This window comes from Streptomyces sp. AM 2-1-1, from assembly GCF_029167645.1.
GTDB lineage: Bacteria > Actinomycetota > Actinomycetes > Streptomycetales > Streptomycetaceae > Streptomyces.
The window spans coordinates 2697393-2718007 of the sequence record NZ_CP119147.1; the positions used below are offsets into that span (position 1 = coordinate 2697393).

At 73.5% G+C, this 20615-nt stretch carries 15 protein-coding genes; 5 read left to right on the forward strand and 10 right to left on the reverse strand.

The window, feature by feature from the left end; all coding sequences use genetic code 11:
* Positions 1–3: 3 nt before the first annotated feature.
* Complete coding sequence (locus PZB77_RS11420) at positions 4–882, reverse strand: bifunctional methylenetetrahydrofolate dehydrogenase/methenyltetrahydrofolate cyclohydrolase (RefSeq protein WP_275492470.1); 879 nt, start codon at positions 880–882, stop codon at positions 4–6.
* A gap of 239 nt (positions 883–1121) precedes the next feature.
* Between PZB77_RS11420 and PZB77_RS11425 the strand changes: the two genes are divergently transcribed.
* Positions 1122–1712, forward strand: a complete 591-nt coding sequence (locus PZB77_RS11425) for a proline-rich domain-containing protein (protein ID WP_275492471.1) — start codon at positions 1122–1124, stop codon at positions 1710–1712.
* 145 nt (positions 1713–1857) lie between these two features.
* On the opposite strand, the gene PZB77_RS11430 is transcribed toward PZB77_RS11425, so the two are convergent.
* The 3 genes from PZB77_RS11430 to purN all read right to left on the reverse strand — a co-directional run bounded on the left by PZB77_RS11430 (position 1858) and on the right by purN (position 5887).
* Positions 1858–3405 (reverse strand): DUF2079 domain-containing protein, encoded by a 1548-nt coding sequence (locus PZB77_RS11430; protein WP_275492472.1) that lies wholly within the window; start codon positions 3403–3405, stop codon positions 1858–1860.
* 270 nt (positions 3406–3675) lie between these two features.
* The gene (gene purH / locus PZB77_RS11435) at positions 3676–5229 is read right to left on the reverse strand and encodes a bifunctional phosphoribosylaminoimidazolecarboxamide formyltransferase/IMP cyclohydrolase (protein ID WP_275492474.1); all 1554 of its coding nucleotides are present in this window, start codon (positions 5227–5229) and stop codon (positions 3676–3678) included.
* Positions 5216–5887: a phosphoribosylglycinamide formyltransferase gene (gene purN, locus PZB77_RS11440; RefSeq protein ID WP_275492475.1), complete on the reverse strand. Its 672-nt coding sequence runs from the start codon at positions 5885–5887 to the stop codon at positions 5216–5218. Before purN ends, purH begins: the two co-directional genes overlap by 14 nt.
* A 255-nt stretch (positions 5888–6142) precedes the next feature.
* Between purN and PZB77_RS11445 the strand changes: the two genes are divergently transcribed.
* The 3 genes from PZB77_RS11445 (at position 6143) to PZB77_RS11455 (ending at position 9410) form a co-directional block, all read left to right on the forward strand.
* Positions 6143–7186, forward strand: a complete 1044-nt coding sequence (locus tag PZB77_RS11445; RefSeq protein ID WP_275492476.1) for a hypothetical protein — start codon at positions 6143–6145, stop codon at positions 7184–7186.
* A gap of 192 nt (positions 7187–7378) precedes the next feature.
* Positions 7379–7816, forward strand: a complete 438-nt coding sequence (locus PZB77_RS11450; protein ID WP_275492477.1) for a GNAT family N-acetyltransferase — start codon at positions 7379–7381, stop codon at positions 7814–7816.
* 580 nt (positions 7817–8396) lie between these two features.
* Positions 8397–9410: a glycoside hydrolase family 11 protein gene (locus PZB77_RS11455; protein ID WP_275492478.1), complete on the forward strand. Its 1014-nt coding sequence runs from the start codon at positions 8397–8399 to the stop codon at positions 9408–9410.
* Positions 9411–9512: 102 nt separating this feature from the next.
* Here the strand turns inward: PZB77_RS11455 and PZB77_RS11460 are convergent, their stop codons facing one another.
* Complete coding sequence (locus tag PZB77_RS11460) at positions 9513–11432, reverse strand: DUF6350 family protein (protein ID WP_275492479.1); 1920 nt, start codon at positions 11430–11432, stop codon at positions 9513–9515.
* Between the two features lie 113 nt (positions 11433–11545).
* On the opposite strand from PZB77_RS11460, the gene PZB77_RS11465 reads away from it, so the two are divergent.
* The gene (locus tag PZB77_RS11465; RefSeq protein WP_275492481.1) at positions 11546–13030 is read left to right on the forward strand and encodes a transcriptional regulator; all 1485 of its coding nucleotides are present in this window, start codon (positions 11546–11548) and stop codon (positions 13028–13030) included.
* Between the two features lie 142 nt (positions 13031–13172).
* Here the strand turns inward: PZB77_RS11465 and sucD are convergent, their stop codons facing one another.
* From sucD to PZB77_RS11490, 5 genes are all read right to left on the reverse strand, one after another.
* On the reverse strand, positions 13173–14057 hold the full coding sequence (sucD, locus tag PZB77_RS11470) for a succinate--CoA ligase subunit alpha (protein WP_266708217.1): 885 nt from the start codon (positions 14055–14057) through the stop codon (positions 13173–13175).
* A 21-nt stretch (positions 14058–14078) separates the two neighbouring features.
* Positions 14079–15260 (reverse strand): ADP-forming succinate--CoA ligase subunit beta, encoded by a 1182-nt coding sequence (gene sucC, locus PZB77_RS11475; protein WP_275492483.1) that lies wholly within the window; start codon positions 15258–15260, stop codon positions 14079–14081.
* Between the two features lie 404 nt (positions 15261–15664).
* Positions 15665–16795, reverse strand: a complete 1131-nt coding sequence (locus tag PZB77_RS11480; protein WP_275496019.1) for a VWA domain-containing protein — start codon at positions 16793–16795, stop codon at positions 15665–15667.
* A 92-nt stretch (positions 16796–16887) separates the two neighbouring features.
* On the reverse strand, positions 16888–19389 hold the full coding sequence (locus PZB77_RS11485; protein WP_275492484.1) for a DUF5682 family protein: 2502 nt from the start codon (positions 19387–19389) through the stop codon (positions 16888–16890).
* Positions 19386–20615: an AAA family ATPase gene (locus tag PZB77_RS11490; RefSeq protein WP_275492485.1), complete on the reverse strand. Its 1230-nt coding sequence runs from the start codon at positions 20613–20615 to the stop codon at positions 19386–19388. The genes PZB77_RS11485 and PZB77_RS11490 overlap by 4 nt, the downstream gene beginning before the upstream one ends.

Here is a 20615-nt window from a genome sequence, read left to right on the forward strand (position 1 = left end):
GGGTCAGCCCGCGGCCGGGGCGTCGGCCTCGGCGGCGGCGCGCTCGGCGGCCTCGACGACGTTCACCAGCAGCTGGGCGCGGGTCATCGGGCCGACGCCGCCCGGGTTCGGCGAGATCCAGGCGGCGACCTCGGCCACGCCCGGGTGGACGTCTCCGACGATCTTGCCGTTCTCGTCGCGGCTCACACCGACGTCGAGCACGGCGGCGCCCGGCTTCACGTCCTCGGGCTTGATGATGTGCGGCACCCCGGCGGCGGCGACGATGATGTCGGCCTCCCTGAGGTGGGCGGAGAGGTCGCGGGTGCCGGTGTGGCACTGGGTGACCGTGGCGTTCTCGGACTTACGGGTCAGCAGCAGCGGGATCGAGCGGCCGATCGTCACACCGCGGCCGACGACCACGACGTGCGCGCCGTTGATCTCCACGCCGTGGTGGCGGAGGAGCTCGACGACGCCCTGCGGGGTGCAGGGCAGCGGGCCGGTCTCGTTGAGGACGAGGCGGCCGAGGCTCATCGGGTGGAGCCCGTCGGCGTCCTTGGCCGGATCCATCAGCTCCAGCACCCGGTTGGTGTCGATGCCCTTCGGGAGCGGGAGCTGCACGATGTAACCGGTGCACTCCGGGTTGGCGTTGAGCTCGCGGACGACGTCCTCGATCTCCTCCTGGGTGGCGGTGTCGGGGAGTTCGCGCTGGAGGGAGGCGATGCCGACCTGGGCACAGTCGCGGTGCTTGCCGTTGACGTACCACCGGCTCCCCGGGTCGTCCCCGACGAGGAGGGTTCCCAGGCCGGGCGTGACGCCCCGCTCCTTGAGAGCCGCCACGCGGACGGTCAGTTCGGACTTGATCGCGGCTGCGGTGGCCTTGCCATCGAGAATCTGGGCAGTCATGCCCCCATCCTCGCGGATGAACGCACCCGGGTACCAATTCGGGTCCGGTGGGCGGACGCGGAAGATTGCACTTGCACAACTACTACGCCGATCGGGTGGACAGGAACCGGCCATCGGCACGACGATGAAGCGCGCAGCAACGCGGACAGTGCCGGGGGGAACGAACCGTTCATTTGCGCAGCGAATTCCTCCGCGCGGGCCGCGCCGTCCCCGCACCATCGCAACGGAGGAACCTCGCCATGAGCTTCGGCGAACCCAACAGCCCCTACGGCACACCGCCGTCCGGCGGTCAGCAGCCGGGATACGGCTACCCCCAGGCCCCGCAGGGTGTCCCCCAGCAGGGGTACGGCTACCCGCAGGCCCCGTACGGCCAGGGTGACTTCAACGGCGCACCGAGCGTGATGCCGGGCGGGGTGAAGGCCTCCCGCGTCCTGCTCTACGTCATGGGCGGACTCAGCCTGATCGGCGCGGTCATCTTCGCCATCGGCGCCGCCGCCGTCAGCGCCGCCAAGAACGACGCCTCCCTCGAGGAGGACGTGCAGTTCCAGCAGCTCGCCGACTACTCGGGCGGCGTGCTGTGGGCCCTCACCGCCTTCGCCGTGCTGTGGGGCGTGTTCGCCATCGTCCTCGCGGTGAAGTTCGGCAGCGGCGGCAACGGCCTGCGCATCACCACGATCGTCTTCGCCGTGGTGACGGCGATCCTCGGCATCTACCCGTTCCTCGGGGTCGGCCTCGTCTACACGGTGCTCGCCATCCTGGTCACCGTCTTCGTGGCCAACGCCGACGGCAGAGCCTGGTTCAACCGCCGGACGCAGCCGCAGCAGTACTGAGGCCGTGGGGTGGTGCCCGGCCGGTTCCGGTACGGTCCGGCCCGCCCCGCGCCCGCTTCGCACGAAGGCCGTGCGCCACGATCCGTGGCGCACGGCCTTCGTCGTGCCGGGGGTCCACGCCCCCGGCCGGGGACACCGGCCCCGGTCAGCCCGTCGTCGGCGGGATCCGTTCCACCACGACGTAGCTCCCGGTGCGGAGCTTGAGGCGGTAGGTGGCCTCCGGGTGGAGCTGCGTCGCGTACACCGCCGGGTCCTGGATCGACCGGGCCCAGTCGGCGTCCATGCTGAAGGCGACGATGTCCGGGGCGGTCCCGGGCGCTCCGCCGATCCAGTAGACCGTCCGGTCGGCGGTGAGGTGGGCCATCAGCGCGATGTCGGTCTCGACGCGGGCGCCCACCGGAATCGCCTCCATCGCCTCGCGTGCCGCGTACGTCCGGGCGTCGGCACGGTAGGTCTCCGGGCGCAGGAGTTCGCGCAGCGGCAGGTGCTGGGTCATCGCGAAGGCGATGCCCACGGTCACCGGCACGGCGACGTGGGCGAAGGAGACGAGCCAGGGCCTCCGTGACGTACGGCTGCGGCGGATGCCGTCCGCCATGGCGAGGAAGACCATCGGCATGAGGACGGCGCTGTAGTGCCAGACCATGCCCCAGTGGTTCTCGTCCTGGGAGAGCAGCCGCCAGCCGAGAGTGGGCAGGACGAGCAGCACCAGCGGTGAGCGCAACGCCATGAAGGCGGTGATGCCGAAGAGGAAGACCAGCATCTCGATCTTGACCGGCGAGCCGAACGCGCCGAGCGCCGCGTCGAGGGTGGAGACGTGCTGCCGGCCGTCGGTGTCGATCTTCTTCCAGTAGTCGTAGCCGCCCGCGCTGCTGGCCGCCGGTATGAGGACGAAGACGGTGAGCACGAAGGCGCAGCAGCCGGTCACGGCGAGCAGCGTGCCCCGGAACCGCTGTCCGAGGACGAAGAGGACCAGCCCGACGGCGGCCACCGTGAGGCCGAGGTCCTCCTTGACCAGGACCAGCGGCAGGGCCCAGAGGACGGCGGCCGACCAGCGTTCGGTGAGCAGCGCCCGGCAGACCAGGGCGATCAGCGGGACGGCGAGGGCGATCTCGTGGAAGTCGGCCTTCACCGCCTCCTGAATTCCCCAGGAGAGGCCGTACGCGACCGTGACCCAGGGCCCGTACCGGCCGCCGAGGACCTGCTGGACGGTGCGTCCCACGAGGACGGCGGAGAGCGCGAACAGGGCGGCCTGGGCGAAGAGCAGGGCGACGGCGGACGGCCAGATCCAGTAGAGCGGGACGAGCAGCGCCACCGCCGGGGAGAAGTGGTCACCGAGGATCAGGTAGCCGGGGCCCTTGATGTCGACGACCGGGGCGTGGAAGCCGGCGTACGCCCGTACCTCCTGCTCGAAGATGCCGAGGTCCCAGGAGGGCGAGTCGAAGCGGGCGTACTGGAAGGAGGCGTAGAGGAAGTACACGGCGCAGAGGGCCGCACCGATGATCAGGTACGGGCGCAGCGGGATCCGGTCGGGGCGCGCCGCGGAGCCGGTCTCCCCGGCCGGTGCGGGCTCCGCCTGCGCGGGCTCCGCCTGCGCGGTCCCCTCCGAAGGCGGGCGCGCCGTCTCCTGGGCCGGGACGGGACTGCCTGAGCGGCTTCGCGCCCCGTCGTCCGGGCCGAGCGCGGTTTTCCCCATCCGCAATGGATTCACCCACCGGTTCGCATCGAGTCGTGCACGCCGATCGGACAGCCCCGTGGGCGCGCGGCCGGCCACGCGCACCCCTTCGGACGAGCGATCCATTAGAACAGAGAGGCGATCTGCGGGGTACGCCTCGTGCCGGGGCCGTCCGTCCGGGGCCGTTCGTCCGGAGCCGGCGCCGGGGGCGAGGACCGGGCCGGTACGCGCACGGCCCGCCGGGAAGTCCCGGCGGGCCGTGCGGTGGTCGTGCCGACGACCGGGTGGGACTCAGTGGAAGAAGTGGCGCGTACCGGTGAAGTACATGGTCACGCCGGCCTTCTTCGCGGCCTCGATCACCAGCTCGTCGCGGACCGATCCGCCCGGCTGGGCCACGGCCTTGATCCCCGCGGCGGTCAGGATCTCCAGCCCGTCGGGGAAGGGGAAGAAGGCGTCGGAGGCGGCGTACGCGCCCCGCGCCCGCTCGGCTCCCGCGCGCTCGACGGCGAGCTTGGCCGAGTCGACGCGGTTGACCTGGCCCATGCCGACGCCGACCGAGGCGCCGTCCTTGGCGAGCAGGATCGCGTTGGACTTGACCGCGCGGCTCGCCTTCCACGCGAAGGCGAGGTCCTTCAGCTCGTCGGCGGAGAGCGCCTCACCGGTGGCGAGGGTCCAGTTGGCCGGGTCGTCGCCGTCGGCCTGGAGCCGGTCGGTGACCTGGAGCAGCGCGCCGCCGTCGATCGGCTTGACCTCGACCGGGGCGGTCGGGGCGCCCTCGCAGCGCAGCACGCGGAGGTTCTTCTTGCGGGCGAGCACCTCGACCGCGCCGTCCTCGTACGCCGGGGCGACGATGACCTCGGTGAAGATCTCCGCGACCTGCTCGGCCATCGCGACGGTCACCGGGCGGTTGACGGCGATGACGCCGCCGAAGGCGGAGAGCGGGTCGCAGGCGTGCGCCTTGCGGTGCGCCTCGGCGACGTCGTCGGCGATGGCGATGCCGCACGGGTTGGCGTGCTTGATGATCGCGACGCACGGCTCGGCGTGGTCGTACGCGGCCCGGCGCGCGGCGTCGGTGTCCGTGTAGTTGTTGTAGGACATCTCCTTGCCGTGCAGCTGCTCCGCCTCGGCGAGGCCGCCGGTACCGGAGGTGTAGAGGGCCGCCGGCTGGTGCGGGTTCTCGCCGTAGCGCAGCACGTTGGTGCGCTCGTAGGTCGAACCGAAGAAGTCGGGGAAGCCCGAGTCGTCGGCGGCGGCGTAGTCGGCGGCGAACCAGGAGGCCACGGCCACGTCGTAGGCGGCGGTGTGCTGGAAGGCCTCGGCGGCGAACCGCTTGCGGGCGGTCAGGTCGAAGCCGCCGTCCTTGACCGCGGCGAGGACGTCGGCGTACCGCTCGGGGCTGGTGACGACGGCCACGGACGGGTGGTTCTTGGCCGCGGCGCGGACCATGGACGGGCCGCCGATGTCGATCTGCTCGACGCACTCGTCGGCGGATGCGCCGGAGGCGACGGTCTCCTTGAACGGGTACAGGTTGACGACCACCAGGTCGAAGGGGTCCACGCCCAGCTCGGCGAGCTGCTCGCGGTGGGTGTCCAGGCGCAGGTCGGCGAGGATGCCGGCGTGCACGCGCGGGTGGAGCGTCTTCACGCGGCCGTCGAGGCACTCGGGGAAGCCGGTGAGCTCCTCGACCTTGGTGACCGGGACGCCGGCGGCGGCGATCTTTCCGGCGGTGGAGCCGGTGGAGACGAGCTCGACGCCCGCCTCGTGCAGACCGCGGGCGAGGTCTTCCAGCCCCGTCTTGTCGTAGACACTGACCAGGGCGCGGCGGATGGGCTTAAGCACCGACATGACCGAGATGAACCTTTCGTCCCTCAATGCGATGGCCGTCACGGGCGATCCGCCCCACGGCCTCGACGAGCAGCTTGCGCTCGACTTCCTTGATGCGTTCGTGGAGAGCGGCTTCGCCCTCCGGGGTGTCCTCTTCGGTCACCTCGACCACGCCCTGCGCGATGATCGGACCGGTGTCGACGCCGTCGTCGACGAAGTGGACGGTGCACCCCGTGACCTTCACGCCGTACGCGAGTGCGTCACGCACTCCGTGGGCGCCGGGGAAGCTGGGGAGCAGGGCGGGGTGGGTGTTGACGAACCGGCCGCCGAAGGCGGCGAGGAACTCCTTGCCCACGATCTTCATGAAGCCGGCGGAGACGACGAGATCCGGCCGGTGCGCGGAGACGGCGGCGGCCAGCGCGGCGTCCCACTCCTCGCGGGTGGCGTGGTCCTTCACCTTGCAGACGAAGGTGGGGATGCCGGCCCGCTCGGCCCGCTCCAGACCGACGATGCCCTCCCGGTCGGCGCCGACCGCGACGACCCGGGCCCCGTACCCCCCGGGATCGCCGTCGATGGCGTCGAGCAGGGCCTGGAGGTTGGTGCCGGAACCGGAGACCAGCACGACCAGTCGGGCCGGATCGGCGGTACGGGCCGGATCGGCTGAGGTGGGCGAGGCCACGGCTGGGCCCTTTCTCGCGTGGTGACGCGCCTGCGATGTGCGGGCGGAGCTCGGGGAGCTTCGGAACTCTTTGTGCGGTCCTACGAAAGGGGACCGCCCTGCGGTACGGGGGACCCTACGAACGAACCGGCCGTCGGCAACGATACCGGCACACCCGGCGGCCCCCACGGGACGGGGGCGGGGCCGGGAGGTAGCGTCAGGGGACGCGAACCGTCCGACGGGCGGAAACGACGAGATGGGGAAGACGTTCACCACATGCCGGACCGACGCCGCCGCACCGATTCCCGCGCTTTCCAGCCCTCGCACCTCCCGCACCTCCCGCGCCTCTCCGCGCTGACCGCACGGTCGGCCTACTCGCCGGCCTCACCGTCGCCCGCGTCGCCGGATTCACCGCTGAGCTGGGGTGCTCCGGCGATGCCCACGGCCCTGCTGCGGGAGCAGCAGCCCTCCCCGCGGGGAGGCTCGGACACCTCGGGTTCGCCGGGCGCGTCCGGGGGACAGGGCGCTCCCGACCCGGCCGAGGGCCCGCCCGCCGCGCCGTCCGACGACAACCCCTTCGCGGCGCCTCCGCAGGGCCGGCCCGACCAGCCGTGGCGGCCCCGCCACCCGCAGGGCCAGGACGGTCGAACCGGCCAGGACCCCCAGGGCGGGGGCGACGGAACGGGCGGCGGCCCCCCCGACAGCCGTCCGGTCTGGGGCAGTCAGTGGAGCGACCGGCAGCCCGGCCGCGAGGGCGGCGACTTCGGCCGCCGGCCCGGCGCCTCCGGCGGCCCGGAACGGCCCGGGGGCGGCCGGGGCTCCATGCGGTGGGACCCCACCGACCCCGCCCAGCGCCGCGCCCGCTACGCGGTGCTCAGCGGCATGTGGGCCTTCTTCTTCGTCCTCTTCGGCTTCCCCGAGATCGCCCTGCTGCTCGGCGCTCTCGGCACGTACTGGGCGATCAGTTCGCTGCGCGCCGACCCGAAGCCGCCGGTCCCGGCCGACGGTGCGGCGGCATCCGCCGCTACGGCGGCCCCGACCGCCGCCGGCGCCCCGGAGCCGGGCAGCGCTCCGGCCGGTCGGCCCGTACCCGGTCCCGTACCGCCGGGCTCCGCCGGCAAGCCGCAGACCACGGCGGCGGTCAGCGGTCTGGTGACCGCGCTGCTGGCGCTGGTCATGGTCGCCGGGACGTTCACCGTGGAGTTGGTCTACCGCGACTACTACACCTGCGTGGACGACGCCCTGACCCGTTCCAGCGCGCTGGCCTGCAACGACCTCCTTCCGGACCCCCTCGAACCGCTCTTCGGCGTCAAGCACTGACCCGGCTTCGGCACGGAAACCGGCCCGGCTCCCGACGAGGGGCCGGGCCGGTGGCGCGAGGGGCGAGATCCGGCCACCGCGCGCTCGCGAGGAGCCGCGCCGCCGCAGCACCCCTCCCGCCCGCCCCTCCGCCCGGTCGGAGAACCTCCCCCGGCCCGGCGTCGGGAGGGCGCGCGGTGAGACACTCCGCCGGTGACGACCACACCCGACTCCGCCCCGACCCTGACCGTCGGAGGCCGTGACGCCGAACTCGCCCTCCGGCTGACCGAAGGCCTGGTCGCCTTCAACGACGCGCACACCGCCGGGGCCGAACGCGGCACCCTCTCGGTCAAGGTCACGGACGACGACGGCGCCCTCGTCGGCGGGCTGGACGCGTGGACCTGGGGAGGGCTCCTCGGCATCGAGATGCTGTGGATCCGGGAAGAGAGCCGCAGGGCGGGGTGGGGCAAAACGATCCTGCGGGCCGCCGAGGACGAGGCGCGGCGTCGCGGCTGCGACCGCGCCACGGTCTCCTCCTTCACCTTCCAGGCCCCGGCCTTCTACCAGCGCCACGGGTACGTCGAGACCGGCCGGACCCTGGGCATTCCGGGCGGCCACGCGGACGTCCACCTCTTCAAGCCGTTGACCTGATCCGACCCACTGCCACCTCTCCGCACCCACCCGGTCCACCGGCTTCCGCCCGTCCCGTCCGAGGTCATGTCCGCGCGTCCCGGGTCCCGTCCGCGCGTCCGGGGCCGGCTTGGGATCCACTCGACGGAGCACCGCCGCACACCACCTGTCGGCCTTTCGCGCCTTTCGCGCTGCCGAAACTTTTTCGATATGTTTCGCATTCCTCGCCCTCCCTCCCAGCGGATATCCGGGCCTTATCCCCTCGCCTCTTCCCGGTCGGAAGAGAGAACTCAGTCCGACCTGGACTGATACCACTCCGGGCTTACTCCCCATCGGAAAAGTTTTTCGCGTGACATGTCGAAACCATTGACACCCAAGAGCGCCGAATCAACACTGGCGTCGCTGACCGGCCTCACAGGCCGTTGATGCGAGGCACCCGCACGACTCACCCGTCCCGGCCCTGGGCCGCGCCAGGAACGTTCCACCCCGCCGCGTCGCCCCCTACCCCGACACGGCTCACTTTCTGACGCGTTCATGACATTCGTGGGACGGGGCGATCTCCCGCCACCTGGCTCCCGGCCAGTCCGCACAAGGAGGAAGCATGTACACGACGGAAGGCACCACCCGTTCGAGGAGGCGCGGCCCCGGCCGCTTCCGGCTCCTCGGCCGAGCTCTCGCGCTGGCCGCGGCGGTGACCGCGCTGATCCTGCCCGGCACCGCCAACGCCGACACGACGGTGACCACGAACCAGACCGGCACCAACAACGGCTATTACTACTCGTACTGGTCCGACGGTGGCGGATCGGTCTCCATGAACCTCGGGTCCGGCGGGAACTACAGCACCTCGTGGAGCAACGTCGGCAACTTCGTCGCCGGTAAGGGCTGGAGCACCGGCGGGCGCCGGAGCGTGAACTATTCGGGCACCTTCAACCCGTCCGGAAATGCCTACCTCGCCCTTTACGGGTGGACCACGAACCCGCTCGTCGAGTACTACGTCGTCGACAACTGGGGCACCTACCGGCCCACCGGCACCTTCAAGGGCACGGTCACCAGCGATGGCGGTACGTACGACATCTACGAGACGACGCGGACCAACGCCCCGTCGATCGAGGGGACCAAGACCTTCAAGCAGTACTGGAGTGTCCGGCAGTCGAAGAAGACCGGCGGCACCATCACGACCGGCAACCACTTCGACGCCTGGGCGGGCAAGGGCATGAACCTGGGGGCGTTCAACTACATGGTGCTCGCCACCGAGGGGTACCAGAGCAGCGGCAACTCCAACATCACCCTCGACTCCACCGGCGGCGGCGGTGGCACCGGCGGGGGTGGCACCGGCGGGGGCGGTACCGGCGGATGCACCGCGACGCTCTCCGCAGGGGACAAGTGGAGTGACCGCTACAACCTCAACGTCGCGGTGACCGGCTCCAGCAACTGGACCGTGACCATGAACGTCCCCTCGCCCGAGAAGGTCCTCTCCACCTGGAACATCGGTGCCAGCTATCCGAGCGCCCAGCAGCTGGTGGCCAAACCGAACGGCAGCGGCAACAACTTCGGCGTGACGATTCAGGCCAACGGCGCCTGGACCTGGCCCACCGTCTCCTGCAGCGCCAGCTGACCCGTACGGCCACGGCGCCGCCCCCGTGATCGAACGATCGCGGCACCCCCCCGGTGCCACCCGCTCGGCGTGGGGGGACGGGGGCGCGACGGCGCGGCAACCTCAGGTTGCCGCGCCGTCCGTCGTCGGCCCGGAGCCCTCGTTCGTCGGCCGACCGGAGGGCTCCGGCCGGTACGGAGGGTCGTACGGCTCCGACTCCGGCTCCGGCTGCGGTTCCGGCCTCCGCTCGGTCGGACCGGCCGTGTGTGCGGCGTGCTCCGGGTCCGCGGAGTGGTCCGGGTCCGCCACACGTTCCGGGTCCGCGCGATCCAGGTCGGGGGCGGGCGTCGGGCCGGGTTCCGGGATCACCCGCTCCGCCGGAGCGACGGGGGCGACGGGGGCGACACGAACAGTCGGAGCGGCCGGAGCGACGGGCACGGTCGGTGTCGCCGGTCCGGCGTCCGGCGCCTCGGTCTTCCGGCGCGGGAGACGCGGCTTCCACCAGGCCCGCCCGGCTCCGGCAAGGGCCGCGTCCGTGGGCGGCGCAGCCGCGACCTCCTCGGCCGTGGTGCCCCCGGCCGGCGGCGCGAGGAGCATTCCGGGGAACGGGTCGGACCGCCACGCACCGAACGCCTGCACCGGCCGTGCCGCCGCCCCGGCCGCCGTACCCGTACGTCCGCGGTGTCCCGCGAAACCCACCACCGGCACCGCGTCCGGGGTCTCCGAGCGCCAGCCCCACGCCCGTTCCCGCAGCCGCCAGATCCGCATCAGCAGCGCGAGCGGCACACCGAGCACCGCGGTCCAGATCACGGCGGCGGCTCCGGTCGTCCACCACACGGGTCCGAACTCGGCCAGGGCCCGGGTGCCCATCGGGCCGCCCGAGAGTGCCGCGAGGGCTGCCGTGCCCGCACCGCAGCAGACTGCCGCGAGCCCGGTGACCAGGGCGGTCTCCCCCGCGTTCCACGCCTCCTCGCGTGCTCCGTCGCGTGGGGCCGCTCTCCGTACGGTGAACCAGGCGACCGCGACGGCCGCCATCAGCGGGACCGCACCGGCCAACCCGTCGACGGCCGTTCCGGGACCCGGGTCCGGCAGGGCGGCGAGCAGGGGGAACCGGGGCAGCGCGGGATCTCCGTGGAAACCGAGGGGAGCGACCGTGGCCCCCGTACCGAGCGAGAACCCGGGCCCGAGTCCGTACGAGGCCGCCCACACCGCCGCGTTCGGTACCAGCGCCAGCGCGAGGAGCAGCACTGCGATCTGGCCGGACAGGTCGTCGGAGAGCGCCAGGAACGATTTTGCGGTCAGCGCCCGGTGCCGTACGAGCCCCACGGCGACGAGCAGCGCACCGCCGCCGAGCAGCACCGCGATGCCCGCCGCCGCCGACCGGGTCGCCGCTTCGGCCCGGTCGCGGAAGAGGGTTCTGGCCACCGCTTCCTGGACCCGCAGCGGTGCCCAGGACGGAGTGGCGCCCATCGGGCGGCCGGACGCCGTCCACACCCCGGCGGCCGCGGCGCCTGCCACGACCGCCACGAGCGGAAACGCCAGGGTGGCCGAATCACCGGTGTCCACGCGCAACGGCCCGGAGCGCACGGAGGCCACCGCACCGGCGATCACCAGCAGGTAACCCGTCACCACCGCACAGCACACGGCGGAAGCCGACGGGGGCCGGTCCTCCACGGCGTCCACCAGATCCGTCGCGTCGAGGGCGTCGCGGGCGGCCCGGTGCAGGAGCCAGACGGGGAGCGCGGTCAGCAGCAGCGGGACGGTCGCCACCGGCGCGGGGACCCCGCTGAGGGTGTCCGTCCGGAGGAGCTCCGCACCGTGCGAGAGCAGCCAGAGGGCGGCTGCCGTGCGCACCGACAGGCCGGGGCCGTCGTCGGAGTACGGCGAGCTGATCCAGAGGCCCAGCACGACGACGGTGAGGGCGGCGAGACCGAGGCCGGCCGCGATCGCTCCGCGCAGGAGTGCGGAGGCCAGGGCGGCGGCCCTGCCGCGTCCGGAGGACAACATCGGGCTGCGATCGGTCACTTGGGTCACGCCCGCCATGCTGCCAACGACACGCGCTGAATCCGTGTAACGGGCGAACGGGCGCCGTGTCGCCCAATATACGTTTATGTACTTTTTCACCCGGTGCAGTGGCAGTGCTACGGGAGACACCCGTGACGGAGCGTGAGATCAGCACCGCCGACGCCCCGCTGCCCGCTCCCAAGGAGCGGCGCAGACTGCGCGAGGCGAAGTCACTGAGCGAGGAGCAGGTGGCCTCGGTGGTCGGGGTCACCCCGGCCACCGTCCGGTCCTGGGAGTCCGGGCGGACCGACCCCCGGGGGCGCAAGCGCGCGGTGTACGCCCGGCTCCTCGGGTGCGCGGACCGCCGGGACGCGGGCCCGCCGTACTCCTCGAAGGCCCGGGCCCGCCCGCCGGACGGCCCTCCGGGACCGGCACCCGAGCGCGGCGCGCCGCCCGCGCACCGTCCGGCGGACCCGGCGCCCACCGCGAGCCCGGCCGCGTCCACCGCGAGTTCCTCCGGGTCCGGGCCCGTGTCCGTCACTTCCTCCGGCGTTTCCTCCGGCACGGCTCCCGCGCCGGCACCGGGCCCCGCGTCCGCCGAGGCCGCCGCGCCGCCTCCCTCCCCCGCAGACACCGGGAGCACCTCCATGCCGCCGCCCGAGCCCGACCCCGTGACCGCCCCGTCCGACTCCGTTCCGGTCCCGGACGACGCCGGCCCCGCCCCGGACGACTCTGTCCTCCCCCCGGACGACGCCGGCCCCGCCCCGGACGACGCCGTTCCGGGGTGGGCGCCGCCCGCGCCCGAGATTCTTCCGGGACAGACCCCGGAGGCGGCTTTCGACTCGCTCTACCACCGGGCCGCACCCGGACTGGTGGGTCAGGCCTTCCTTTTGACGGGCCGTCGGGCCCTGTCCCGGGAGTCCGTGGAGCGCGCGTTCCACGCGGCGTGGGAGCGGTGGCCCGAAGTCGCCGTGGACCGGGACCCGGCGGGCTGGGTACGGGCCGCCGCGCACGAGTACGCCCTCTCGCCCTGGCACCGCGTGCGCCGTGTCCACCGCCACCCGGACGCGCCGCCCGCCGACCCGGAGCGGCGGGCGCTGCTGGAGGCGCTCCTCGCGCTGCCGCCCTCCTCCCGGCGCACGCTGGTGCTCTACGACAGCGTCGGGCTCGACCTCCCGGAGACGGCGGCCGAGACGGAGGCGAGCACTCCGGCCGCCGCCGGCCGGCTGATGAACGCCCATGCGGCGCTCGCCGAGCGGCTGCCGGAGCTGGCCGCGGCCCCGTCGTACCCGGAGCTCTCCGCCCTGCTGCGGGAGCGGCTCGCCGCGTTCGCCACCGACGAACCGCCGCCGGTCCTGCCCGCCCCCGGGGCCGTGCGTGGAGGGAGCGAGCGCAAGGCCCAGCTGTGGACCCGGGCGGCCATCGTGTTCGCCGCCCTGCTCATCGGCGCGACCGCCTTCACCCTGCACACCGCGCCGACCCGCTACGAGGAGCCCCTCTCCCCCGCCTCACGCGTCGGGGGCGTACCGCCGCGCGGTGGCCCGCCGCACCTGACCGAACAGGACCTGGACCTGCTGGCGTCGTTGCGTCAGCAACTCGTCGACGGCCCGGAACGCCTCGTCCCGCAGGTGCGCTGACGGTCGCTCTCCCCGGCCGCCACGACGGAAAACGGCGCGGGCCCGCACCCCCGGTGAGGGGTACGGGCCCGCGCCGTCGCGTCGCGTGCACCCGGCGCGCGGCGGCGGTGCCGCCGCGGACCGCGGTCCACGCCGCGGAAGATCAGGCGCCGAGGATCTCGCGCGCCAGCTTGGCGGTCTCGGTCGGCGTCTTGCCGACCTTCACGCCGGCGGCCTCCAGGGCCTCCTTCTTCGCGGCAGCCGTGCCGGAGGAGCCGGAGACGATGGCGCCGGCGTGGCCCATGGTCTTGCCCTCGGGCGCGGTGAAGCCGGCGACGTAGCCGACGACCGGCTTCGTGACGTTCTTCGCGATGAAGTCGGCGGCACGCTCCTCGGCGTCGCCACCGATCTCACCGATCATGACGATCAGGTCGGTCTCGGGGTCCGCCTCGAACGCCGCGAGGGCGTCGATGTGGGTCGTGCCGATGACCGGGTCGCCACCGATGCCGACGGCGGAGGAGAAGCCGATGTCGCGGAGCTCGTACATCATCTGGTAGGTCAGCGTGCCGGACTTGGACACGAGACCGATGCGGCCGGGCTTGGTGATGTCGCCCGGGATGATGCCGGCGTTGGACTGGCCGGGGGTGATCAGACCCGGGCAGTTCGGGCCGATGATCCGGGTCTTGTTGCCCTTCGAGCCCGCGTACGCCCAGAAGGCGGCGGAGTCGTGGACGGCGATGCCCTCGGTGATGACGACGGCGAGGGGGATCTCGGCGTCGATCGCCTCGACGACGGCGGCCTTCGCGAACGCCGGCGGCACGAAGAGGACGGACACGTCGGCGCCCGTCTTCTCCATCGCCTCGGCGACGGAGCCGAAGACCGGGACCTCGGTGCCGTCGAAGTCGACGGTCGTGCCGGCCTTGCGCGGGTTCACGCCACCGACGATGTTGGTGCCGTCGGCCAGCATGAGCTTGGTGTGCTTCATGCCCGTGGCGCCGGTCATCCCCTGGACGATGACCTTGCTGTCCTTGGTGAGGAAGATTGCCATGGTGTTGGAGTCCCTCGTCCCTTACTTCGCAGCCGCGGCGAGCTCGGCGGCCTTGTCGGCCGCGCCGTCCATGGTGTCCACGCGCTGGACCAGCGGGTGGTTGGCATCGGAAAGGATCTTGCGACCCAGCTCCGCGTTGTTGCCGTCGAGGCGCACGACGAGCGGCTTCTCGACCTTCTCGCCCTTGGTCTCCAGCAGCGCGAGCGCCTGGACGATGCCGTTGGCGACCTCGTCGCACGCGGTGATGCCACCGAAGACGTTGACGAAGACGGACTTGACGTCCGGGTCGCCGAGGATGATCTCGAGGCCGTTCGCCATGACCTCGGCGGAGGCGCCGCCACCGATGTCGAGGAAGTTGGCGGGCTTCACGTTGCCGTGGTTCTCACCGGCGTACGCGACGACGTCCAGGGTCGACATGACCAGACCGGCACCGTTACCGATGATGCCGACCTCGCCCTCGAGCTTGACGTAGTTGAGGTTCTTGGCCTTCGCGGCGGCTTCGAGGGGGTTGGCGGCGGCCTTGTCCTCGAGCGCCTCGTGGCCGGGCTGGCGGAAGTCGGCGTTCTCGTCGAGCGAGACCTTGCCGTCCAGGGCCAGGATGCGGCCGTCCTTGGTCTTCACCAGCGGGTTGACCTCGACGAGGAGCGCGTCCTCGGCGACGAAGGTGTCCCAGAGGGTCACCAGGGCCTCGGCGACACCCTCGGCCACGTCGGCCGGGAACTTCGCCTGGGCCACGATCTCGCGGGCCTTGGCGATGTCGACACCGTCGACGGCGTTGACCGGGACCTTCGCGAGGGCCTCGGGGGTCTTCTCCGCGACCTCCTCGATGTCCATGCCACCCTGCACCGAGGCCATGGCCAGGAAGGTGCGGTTGGTGCGGTCGAGGAGGTACGAGACGTAGTACTCCGCCTCGATCTCCGGGGAGAGCTCGGCGATCATCACGTTGTGGACCGTGTGGCCCTTGATGTCCATGCCGAGGATGTCGGTGGCCCGGGCCACGGCCTCTTCGGGCGTGGCGGCGAGCTTGACGCCGCCGGCCTTGCCGCGGCCGCCGACCTTCACCTGGGCCTTGACGACAGACTTGCCGCCCAGCCGCTCGGTCGCCTCGCGGGCTGCCTCAGGCGTGTCGATGACTTCACCGGCCAGCACCGGTACACCGTGCTTGGCGAAGAGGTCCCTCGCCTGGTACTCGAACAGGTCCACGCGCGTCCGTCCCTTTTAGTGGTCTCGCGGTTGGTTTGATGCGTGGGCGTGCCGCGAGGGGCAAACGTGACTGCGCTGTCACCAAGGAATGCGTACACGGTGTCCGGTACGCGGCATGTCCATCCGGCAGGTTATCCCCGCGCTCCGCCGGACCATAAATCCCTGATCACGGACGAGCGGTGATTACAGTCACAGATCCCCCTGGTGAACGGGGCGCGGGGGACGAATCACCGCTGCTCCGGGCCGGAGCCACGCTGGTCAGCGCGGGTGCGGACGCGGTGGGGCGAGCGATGCCGGTGCGGACGGCGGGGGAGTCTCCGGGGCAGTGAGAGATGGACCACCCGCCCGGGCCGGGGCGGGGCGGGGCGGACGCCCCGTGCCCGCCCGCCGGGCTCCTCGCCCGCTCACCCCTCCGGAACGGGCAGGGGGCGTTTCTCCAGGGCGGCCGCCATCACCTCCGGGAAGAGGTCCGGCGTGCAGGCGAACGCGGGAACCCCGAGGGCGGCCAGGGCCGCCGCGTGGTCACGGTCGTACGCGGGGGCTCCCTCGTCCGAGAGCGCGAGCAGCGCCACGAACTCCACTCCGGACTCCTTCATCGCCGCGACCCGCCGGACCATCCGGTCGCGTATCCCTCCTTCGTAGAGGTCGCTGATGAGGACGACGACGGTGTCGGCGGGGCGGGTGAGGCGCGACTGGCAGTAGGCGAGGGCCCGGTCGATGTCCGTACCACCGCCGAGCCGGGTGCCGAAGAGGACGTCGACGGGGTCGTCGATCTGGTCGGTGAGGTCCACGACGGCGGTGTCGAACACGATCAGCCGGGTGTCGAGGGAACGCATCGAGGCGAGGACCGCCCCGAAGACGGCCGCGTGGACGACGGAGGCGGCCATCGAACCCGACTGGTCGACGCAGAGCACGACCTCCTTGCGGACCGCCCGGCCCGAGCGGGCGTACCCGACGAGCCGCTCCGGCACGACGGTGCCGGCGCCCTCGTCGCCGGGGAGCGGGACGTGGTTCCGGAGGTTGGCGCGGACGGTGCGGTTCCAGTCGATGTCGCGGGGGCGCGGCCGGCCGGTGCGCGCGGACCGGTCGAGGGCTCCGGCGAGCGTCGTGCGGGTCCGGTTCGCCAGCCGCCTCTCCAGGTCGTCGACGACCTTGCGCACCACCGCCCGGGCCGACTCCCGGGTCGTCTCGGGCATCGCCCCGCCGAGCTGGAGGAGGGTGCCGACGAGGTGCACGTCGGCTTCGACCGCGTCCAGCATCTCCGGTTCGAGCAGGAGGGCCGCGAGGCCGAGCCGCTCGATCGCGTCCCGCTGCATCACCTGGACCACCGGGCCGGGGAAGTAGGTACGGATGTCGCCGAGCCACCGGGCGGCGGCGGGTGCGGACGCGCCGAGTCCCGCCGCGCGCTCGCCGGGTGCCCGCCCGCCCGGACTCCGCGCGCCGCCGTAGAGCGCGGTGAGCGTACGGTCCATCGCCGCGTCCCGGCCCTGGGGGGTGTGGCCGGTGGACTCCGTGCTGTCGGAACCCAGCACCAGCCGCCACCGCCGTAGCCGCTCGTCACCGGACGCCTCCGCGAGGGCGGGGTGCGGTGCCTCTGTGCCGGTCCCGGGCCGGGGGACGGAGTCGGTCACGACCGCTCAACTCCTCTGCGCAAACTATGGTGTTCGGGTCCGGAGAGGTCCTGGGCAGGGTGGCCCGGCACGCGTTCGGCGCCGAGGACGAGCCGCAGCACCGGGAGTACGGCGTCGGCGCGGGCACCGTCCAGCTCCGGGCCGAAACCGGGCGGCGCCGCTTCGGTGCCGGGTCCGTGTCTCCGGCCGCCGGCGGCCGGCCCCCGGCGGGCCAGCTCCCCGAGCGTGCGGCGCACACCCGGTTCGCAGGCGGAGAACGTACGGCGCAGCAGGGGGAGCACGTCGGTGAAGGTGTCACCGGGTACGCCGGTCAGCCACCCGTCCACGAGCGCGAGGAGCCGCTCGTCGTGCACGAGCAGCATCCCGCCGCCCGAGGCTCCCTGGAGGAAGCCGTCGATCCACGCGGCGGCGTCCGGGGGCGGGACACCCGGTGAGAGCGCGAGGCCCATGAGCCGGGCCGCCTCGGCGTCCCCGATCCCGCCCTCGTCGAGCAGCAGCCGGGTGGCGCGTCCCCGCACGACCCCCGCGACCGTGTCCCGCGAGGACAGCTTCCGCAGCACCGCCGCCCAGCGGGCCCGCAGCCCGGGCGGGACCGGCGGCACGCCGGGGTCCGGGGCGGGGTCGGGGTCACCGGTAGGGGCGGGGTCCGGGTCGGGGGCCGGTCGGTGGCTCGGGGCCGGGTGCGGGTCCCCGGGCGCCACCGTGGGCGCGGGCATCGGTGGGTCCGGGGCAGTGAGGAGTGCGACGGCGCCGTGCACCTCGTCCACCGCGCGGCGCATCGCCTCGGCGCTGTCGGCGTCCAGGCCGGTGCAGGCGGCCGGCAGCCCGACGCAGATCCGTGTCGCCAGCCCGGCGGCGACCTCGCCGAGGGCCGAGGTGTCCGTGGCGCGCACGTCGCCGTACCGCAGCGACCGGGCCAGCGCGGGCAGGGCCTCGGCGAGACGGCCCACGTCCGCGTCGAGCGCGGCGCGGTCCGCGAGGGCCCGCATCACCACGGGCAGGGCGCCGGGCAGGCCGGCGAGGAGGCACCGCTCGGCGAGGGCGGTCACCTCGGTGAGGGTGGTCGCCGCCCGAGCCTCCGCCTCGGCCTTCGCGGTGGCGGCGGTGAGCACGGTGGTGCCCCAGGTACCGGCCTCCGCGATCCGCACCGAGAGTTCCGGCTCCCACCGCAGCCGCCAGGTCTCGCGGAAGGTGCCGGTGCTCCCCCGGCCCGTCACCGGCTCCCCCCACTCCACGGCGAGCAGCCGCAGCCGGTGCAGGAGCAGGCTTCTCGCCGCGTCCGTGTCCTCGCGCAGATCGAGGTCCAGCTCCCGGTCCGGCGGATCGGGCTTCAGGCGCAGGGTGCGCTGCTGCCGGGTCAGGTCCCGCTGGAGCGGTACGGCCGGTGCGCCGTCGGGGACTTCGCCGAGCGCCCCTCCGACCACCAGTGCGTCGTGGACGAGCGCGAGGGGCAGGTCGGCCCCGTCGCACATGACGGCCCGGACCGCGTCGGTGGCCTCGGCGAGCCCGGCGAGCGGCCGCCCGCGCAGGGCGGCGAGGGTCTCGGCGAGGCGTACCGCCTCGATGACGTGGGCCGGGGAGACGGGTCGGTCGGCGTCGCGCAGCACCCCCGCGACCTTCGTCATCCACCGCTCGACGGGGCGGTCCTGGGCCTGGAAGAGGTGGGCGTACCAGCCGGGTGCCTCGATGCCGGCGCCGTACCCGCTGTGCCGGGCCAGCCGTCGGTGGGTCCAGGGCACCCAGGTCACACCGGTACGCACCTTGGGGAGCCCCTTCACCAGCGCACGGTCGGCGGTGAGGGTCGTCCGCGCGGCGAGCGCGGGCACGTGCCAGGCCCCGCAGACGACGGCCACCCCGTCGCCGAACTCCTTGCGCGCGGACCGGAGCTGGAGGCGCATGAAGGCCTCGCGGACGGCGTCCCGCGGATCGCCGGCGTCGCCGTACGTCTCGCGCAGGGCCGTCATCGCCTCGGCGAGCACGGTGAACGGGGCGACCGGGTCGGCGCCGGGCGCCGGGGTCCGGTGTTCGACCACGTCCTCCCACCAGCGCTCGGGGTCGTCGTCACCGGCGGCTTCGGCCAGCACTCCGAGGGGGTCGAGCGGGGCGGGGCCGGCGTCGTCCCGTTCCTCGTCGGCCCTCTCTCCCCGGGCCGCCGCCGCGAGGGCGAGGGAGTGGGCGGCGGGCAGGTCGACGAAACGGACCGCCGCACCGTGCGCGAGCGCCCAGCGGATCGCGACCCACTCCGGCGAGAACTCCGCCATCGGCCAGAACGACGCCAGCCCCGGATCGTCCTCGGCGTGCGCGAGGAGCGCCACCGGGGGACGCATCCCCGGATCGGCGGCGAGCGCCAGCAACCCGTCCCCCTCCGGGGGGCCTTCGACCAGCACGGCGCGCGGCCGCACCGCCTCCAGCGCGGCGCGCACGGCCCGCGCCGAGCCGGGGCCGTGGTGCCGCACCCCCAGCAGCAGCGGTCCGGCGGCCGCGACCGGCGGGGTCACGGCGCGACCTCGCGGCAGGCGCGGTAGAAGTCCTTCCAGCCGTCCCGTTCGCGGACGACGGTCTCCAGGTACTCCTGCCAGACGGCGCGGTCGGCCACCGGGTCCCGGACGACGGCACCGAGGATCCCGGCGGCCACGTCCCCGGGACGCAGGGTGCCGTCGCCGAAGTGCGCGGCGAGGGAGAGGCCGTGGGTGACGACGGAGATCGCCTCGGCGGTCGAGAGCGTCCCCGAGGGGGACTTGACCCGGTTCCGCCCGTCGGTGGTGACACCGTCGCGGAGTTCACGGAAGACGGTGACGACGCGCCGTATCTCGGTCAGCCCCTCGGGGGCGGCCGGCAGGTCCAGGGAACGGCCGAGCTGGTCGACCCGCCGCGCCACGATGTCCACCTCCTCCTCGGCGGTCGCCGGGAGCGGCAGGACGACGGTGTTGAAGCGGCGGCGCAGCGCGCTCGACAGCTCGTTGACGCCCCGGTCGCGGTCGTTGGCGGTGGCGATGACGTTGAAGCCGCGCACCGCTTGGACCTCCTGGCCGAGCTCGGGGACGGGGAGGGTTTTCTCCGAGAGGATCGTGATGAGCGCGTCCTGGACGTCGGCCGGGATGCGGGTCAGCTCCTCCACCCGGGCGGTCAGCCCTTCCGCCATGGCGCGCATCAGCGGGCTGGGCACCAGGGCGGCCCGGCTCGGGCCCCGGGTGAGCAACTGTGCGTAGTTCCAGCCGTAGCGGATCGCTTCCTCGGGCGTGCCCGCGGTGCCCTGGACGAGGAGGGTCGAGTCCCCGCTGACGGCCGCCGCGAGGTGCTCGGAGACCCACGTCTTGGCGGTGCCGGGGACCCCGAGGAGCAGCAGGGCGCGGTCGGTGGCGAGGGTGGTCACGGCGACCTCGACGAGCCGGCGCGGACCCACGTACTTGGGGGTGATCACCGTGCCGTCCGGGAGGGTCCCGCCGAGGAGGTAGGTGGCGACGGCCCACGGCGAGAGGCGCCAACGGGCGGGCCGGGGGCGGTCGTCGGCGGCGGCGAGCGCCTTGAGCTCGTCGGCGAACGCGTCCTCGGCGTGCGGCCGGATCACCGGCGCACCGGCGTCCGTCCCGGTGCCGTCCGGCTCCTCCCGGCCGCGAGCACCGCCGCCCGCCGGCCGGCCGGCCGGCCGGTGGCCGGGCCCCGCGCCGTCGTCCGGCGCGCGCCCGGTGGTCGCGGCGTCCCCGGCTCGTTCGTACCCGCTCAT

What these genes read in the sequence shown, in the direction of transcription:
- PZB77_RS11420 (WP_275492470.1), bottom strand. Translation starts at nt 882, where the DNA reads ATGACTGCCCAGATTCTCGATGGCAAGGCCACCGCAGCCGCGATCAAG.
- PZB77_RS11425 (WP_275492471.1), top strand. Translation starts at nt 1,122, where the DNA reads ATGAGCTTCGGCGAACCCAACAGCCCCTACGGCACACCGCCGTCCGGC.
- PZB77_RS11430 (WP_275492472.1), bottom strand. Translation starts at nt 3,405, where the DNA reads ATGGGGAAAACCGCGCTCGGCCCGGACGACGGGGCGCGAAGCCGCTCA.
- purH (WP_275492474.1), bottom strand. Translation starts at nt 5,229, where the DNA reads ATGTCGGTGCTTAAGCCCATCCGCCGCGCCCTGGTCAGTGTCTACGAC.
- PZB77_RS11445 (WP_275492476.1), top strand. Translation starts at nt 6,143, where the DNA reads ATGCCGGACCGACGCCGCCGCACCGATTCCCGCGCTTTCCAGCCCTCG.
- PZB77_RS11455 (WP_275492478.1), top strand. Translation starts at nt 8,397, where the DNA reads ATGTACACGACGGAAGGCACCACCCGTTCGAGGAGGCGCGGCCCCGGC.
- PZB77_RS11460 (WP_275492479.1), bottom strand. Translation starts at nt 11,432, where the DNA reads ATGGCGGGCGTGACCCAAGTGACCGATCGCAGCCCGATGTTGTCCTCC.
- sucD (WP_266708217.1), bottom strand. Translation starts at nt 14,057, where the DNA reads ATGGCAATCTTCCTCACCAAGGACAGCAAGGTCATCGTCCAGGGGATG.
- PZB77_RS11490 (WP_275492485.1), bottom strand. Translation starts at nt 20,615, where the DNA reads ATGAGCGGGTACGAACGAGCCGGGGACGCCGCGACCACCGGGCGCGCG.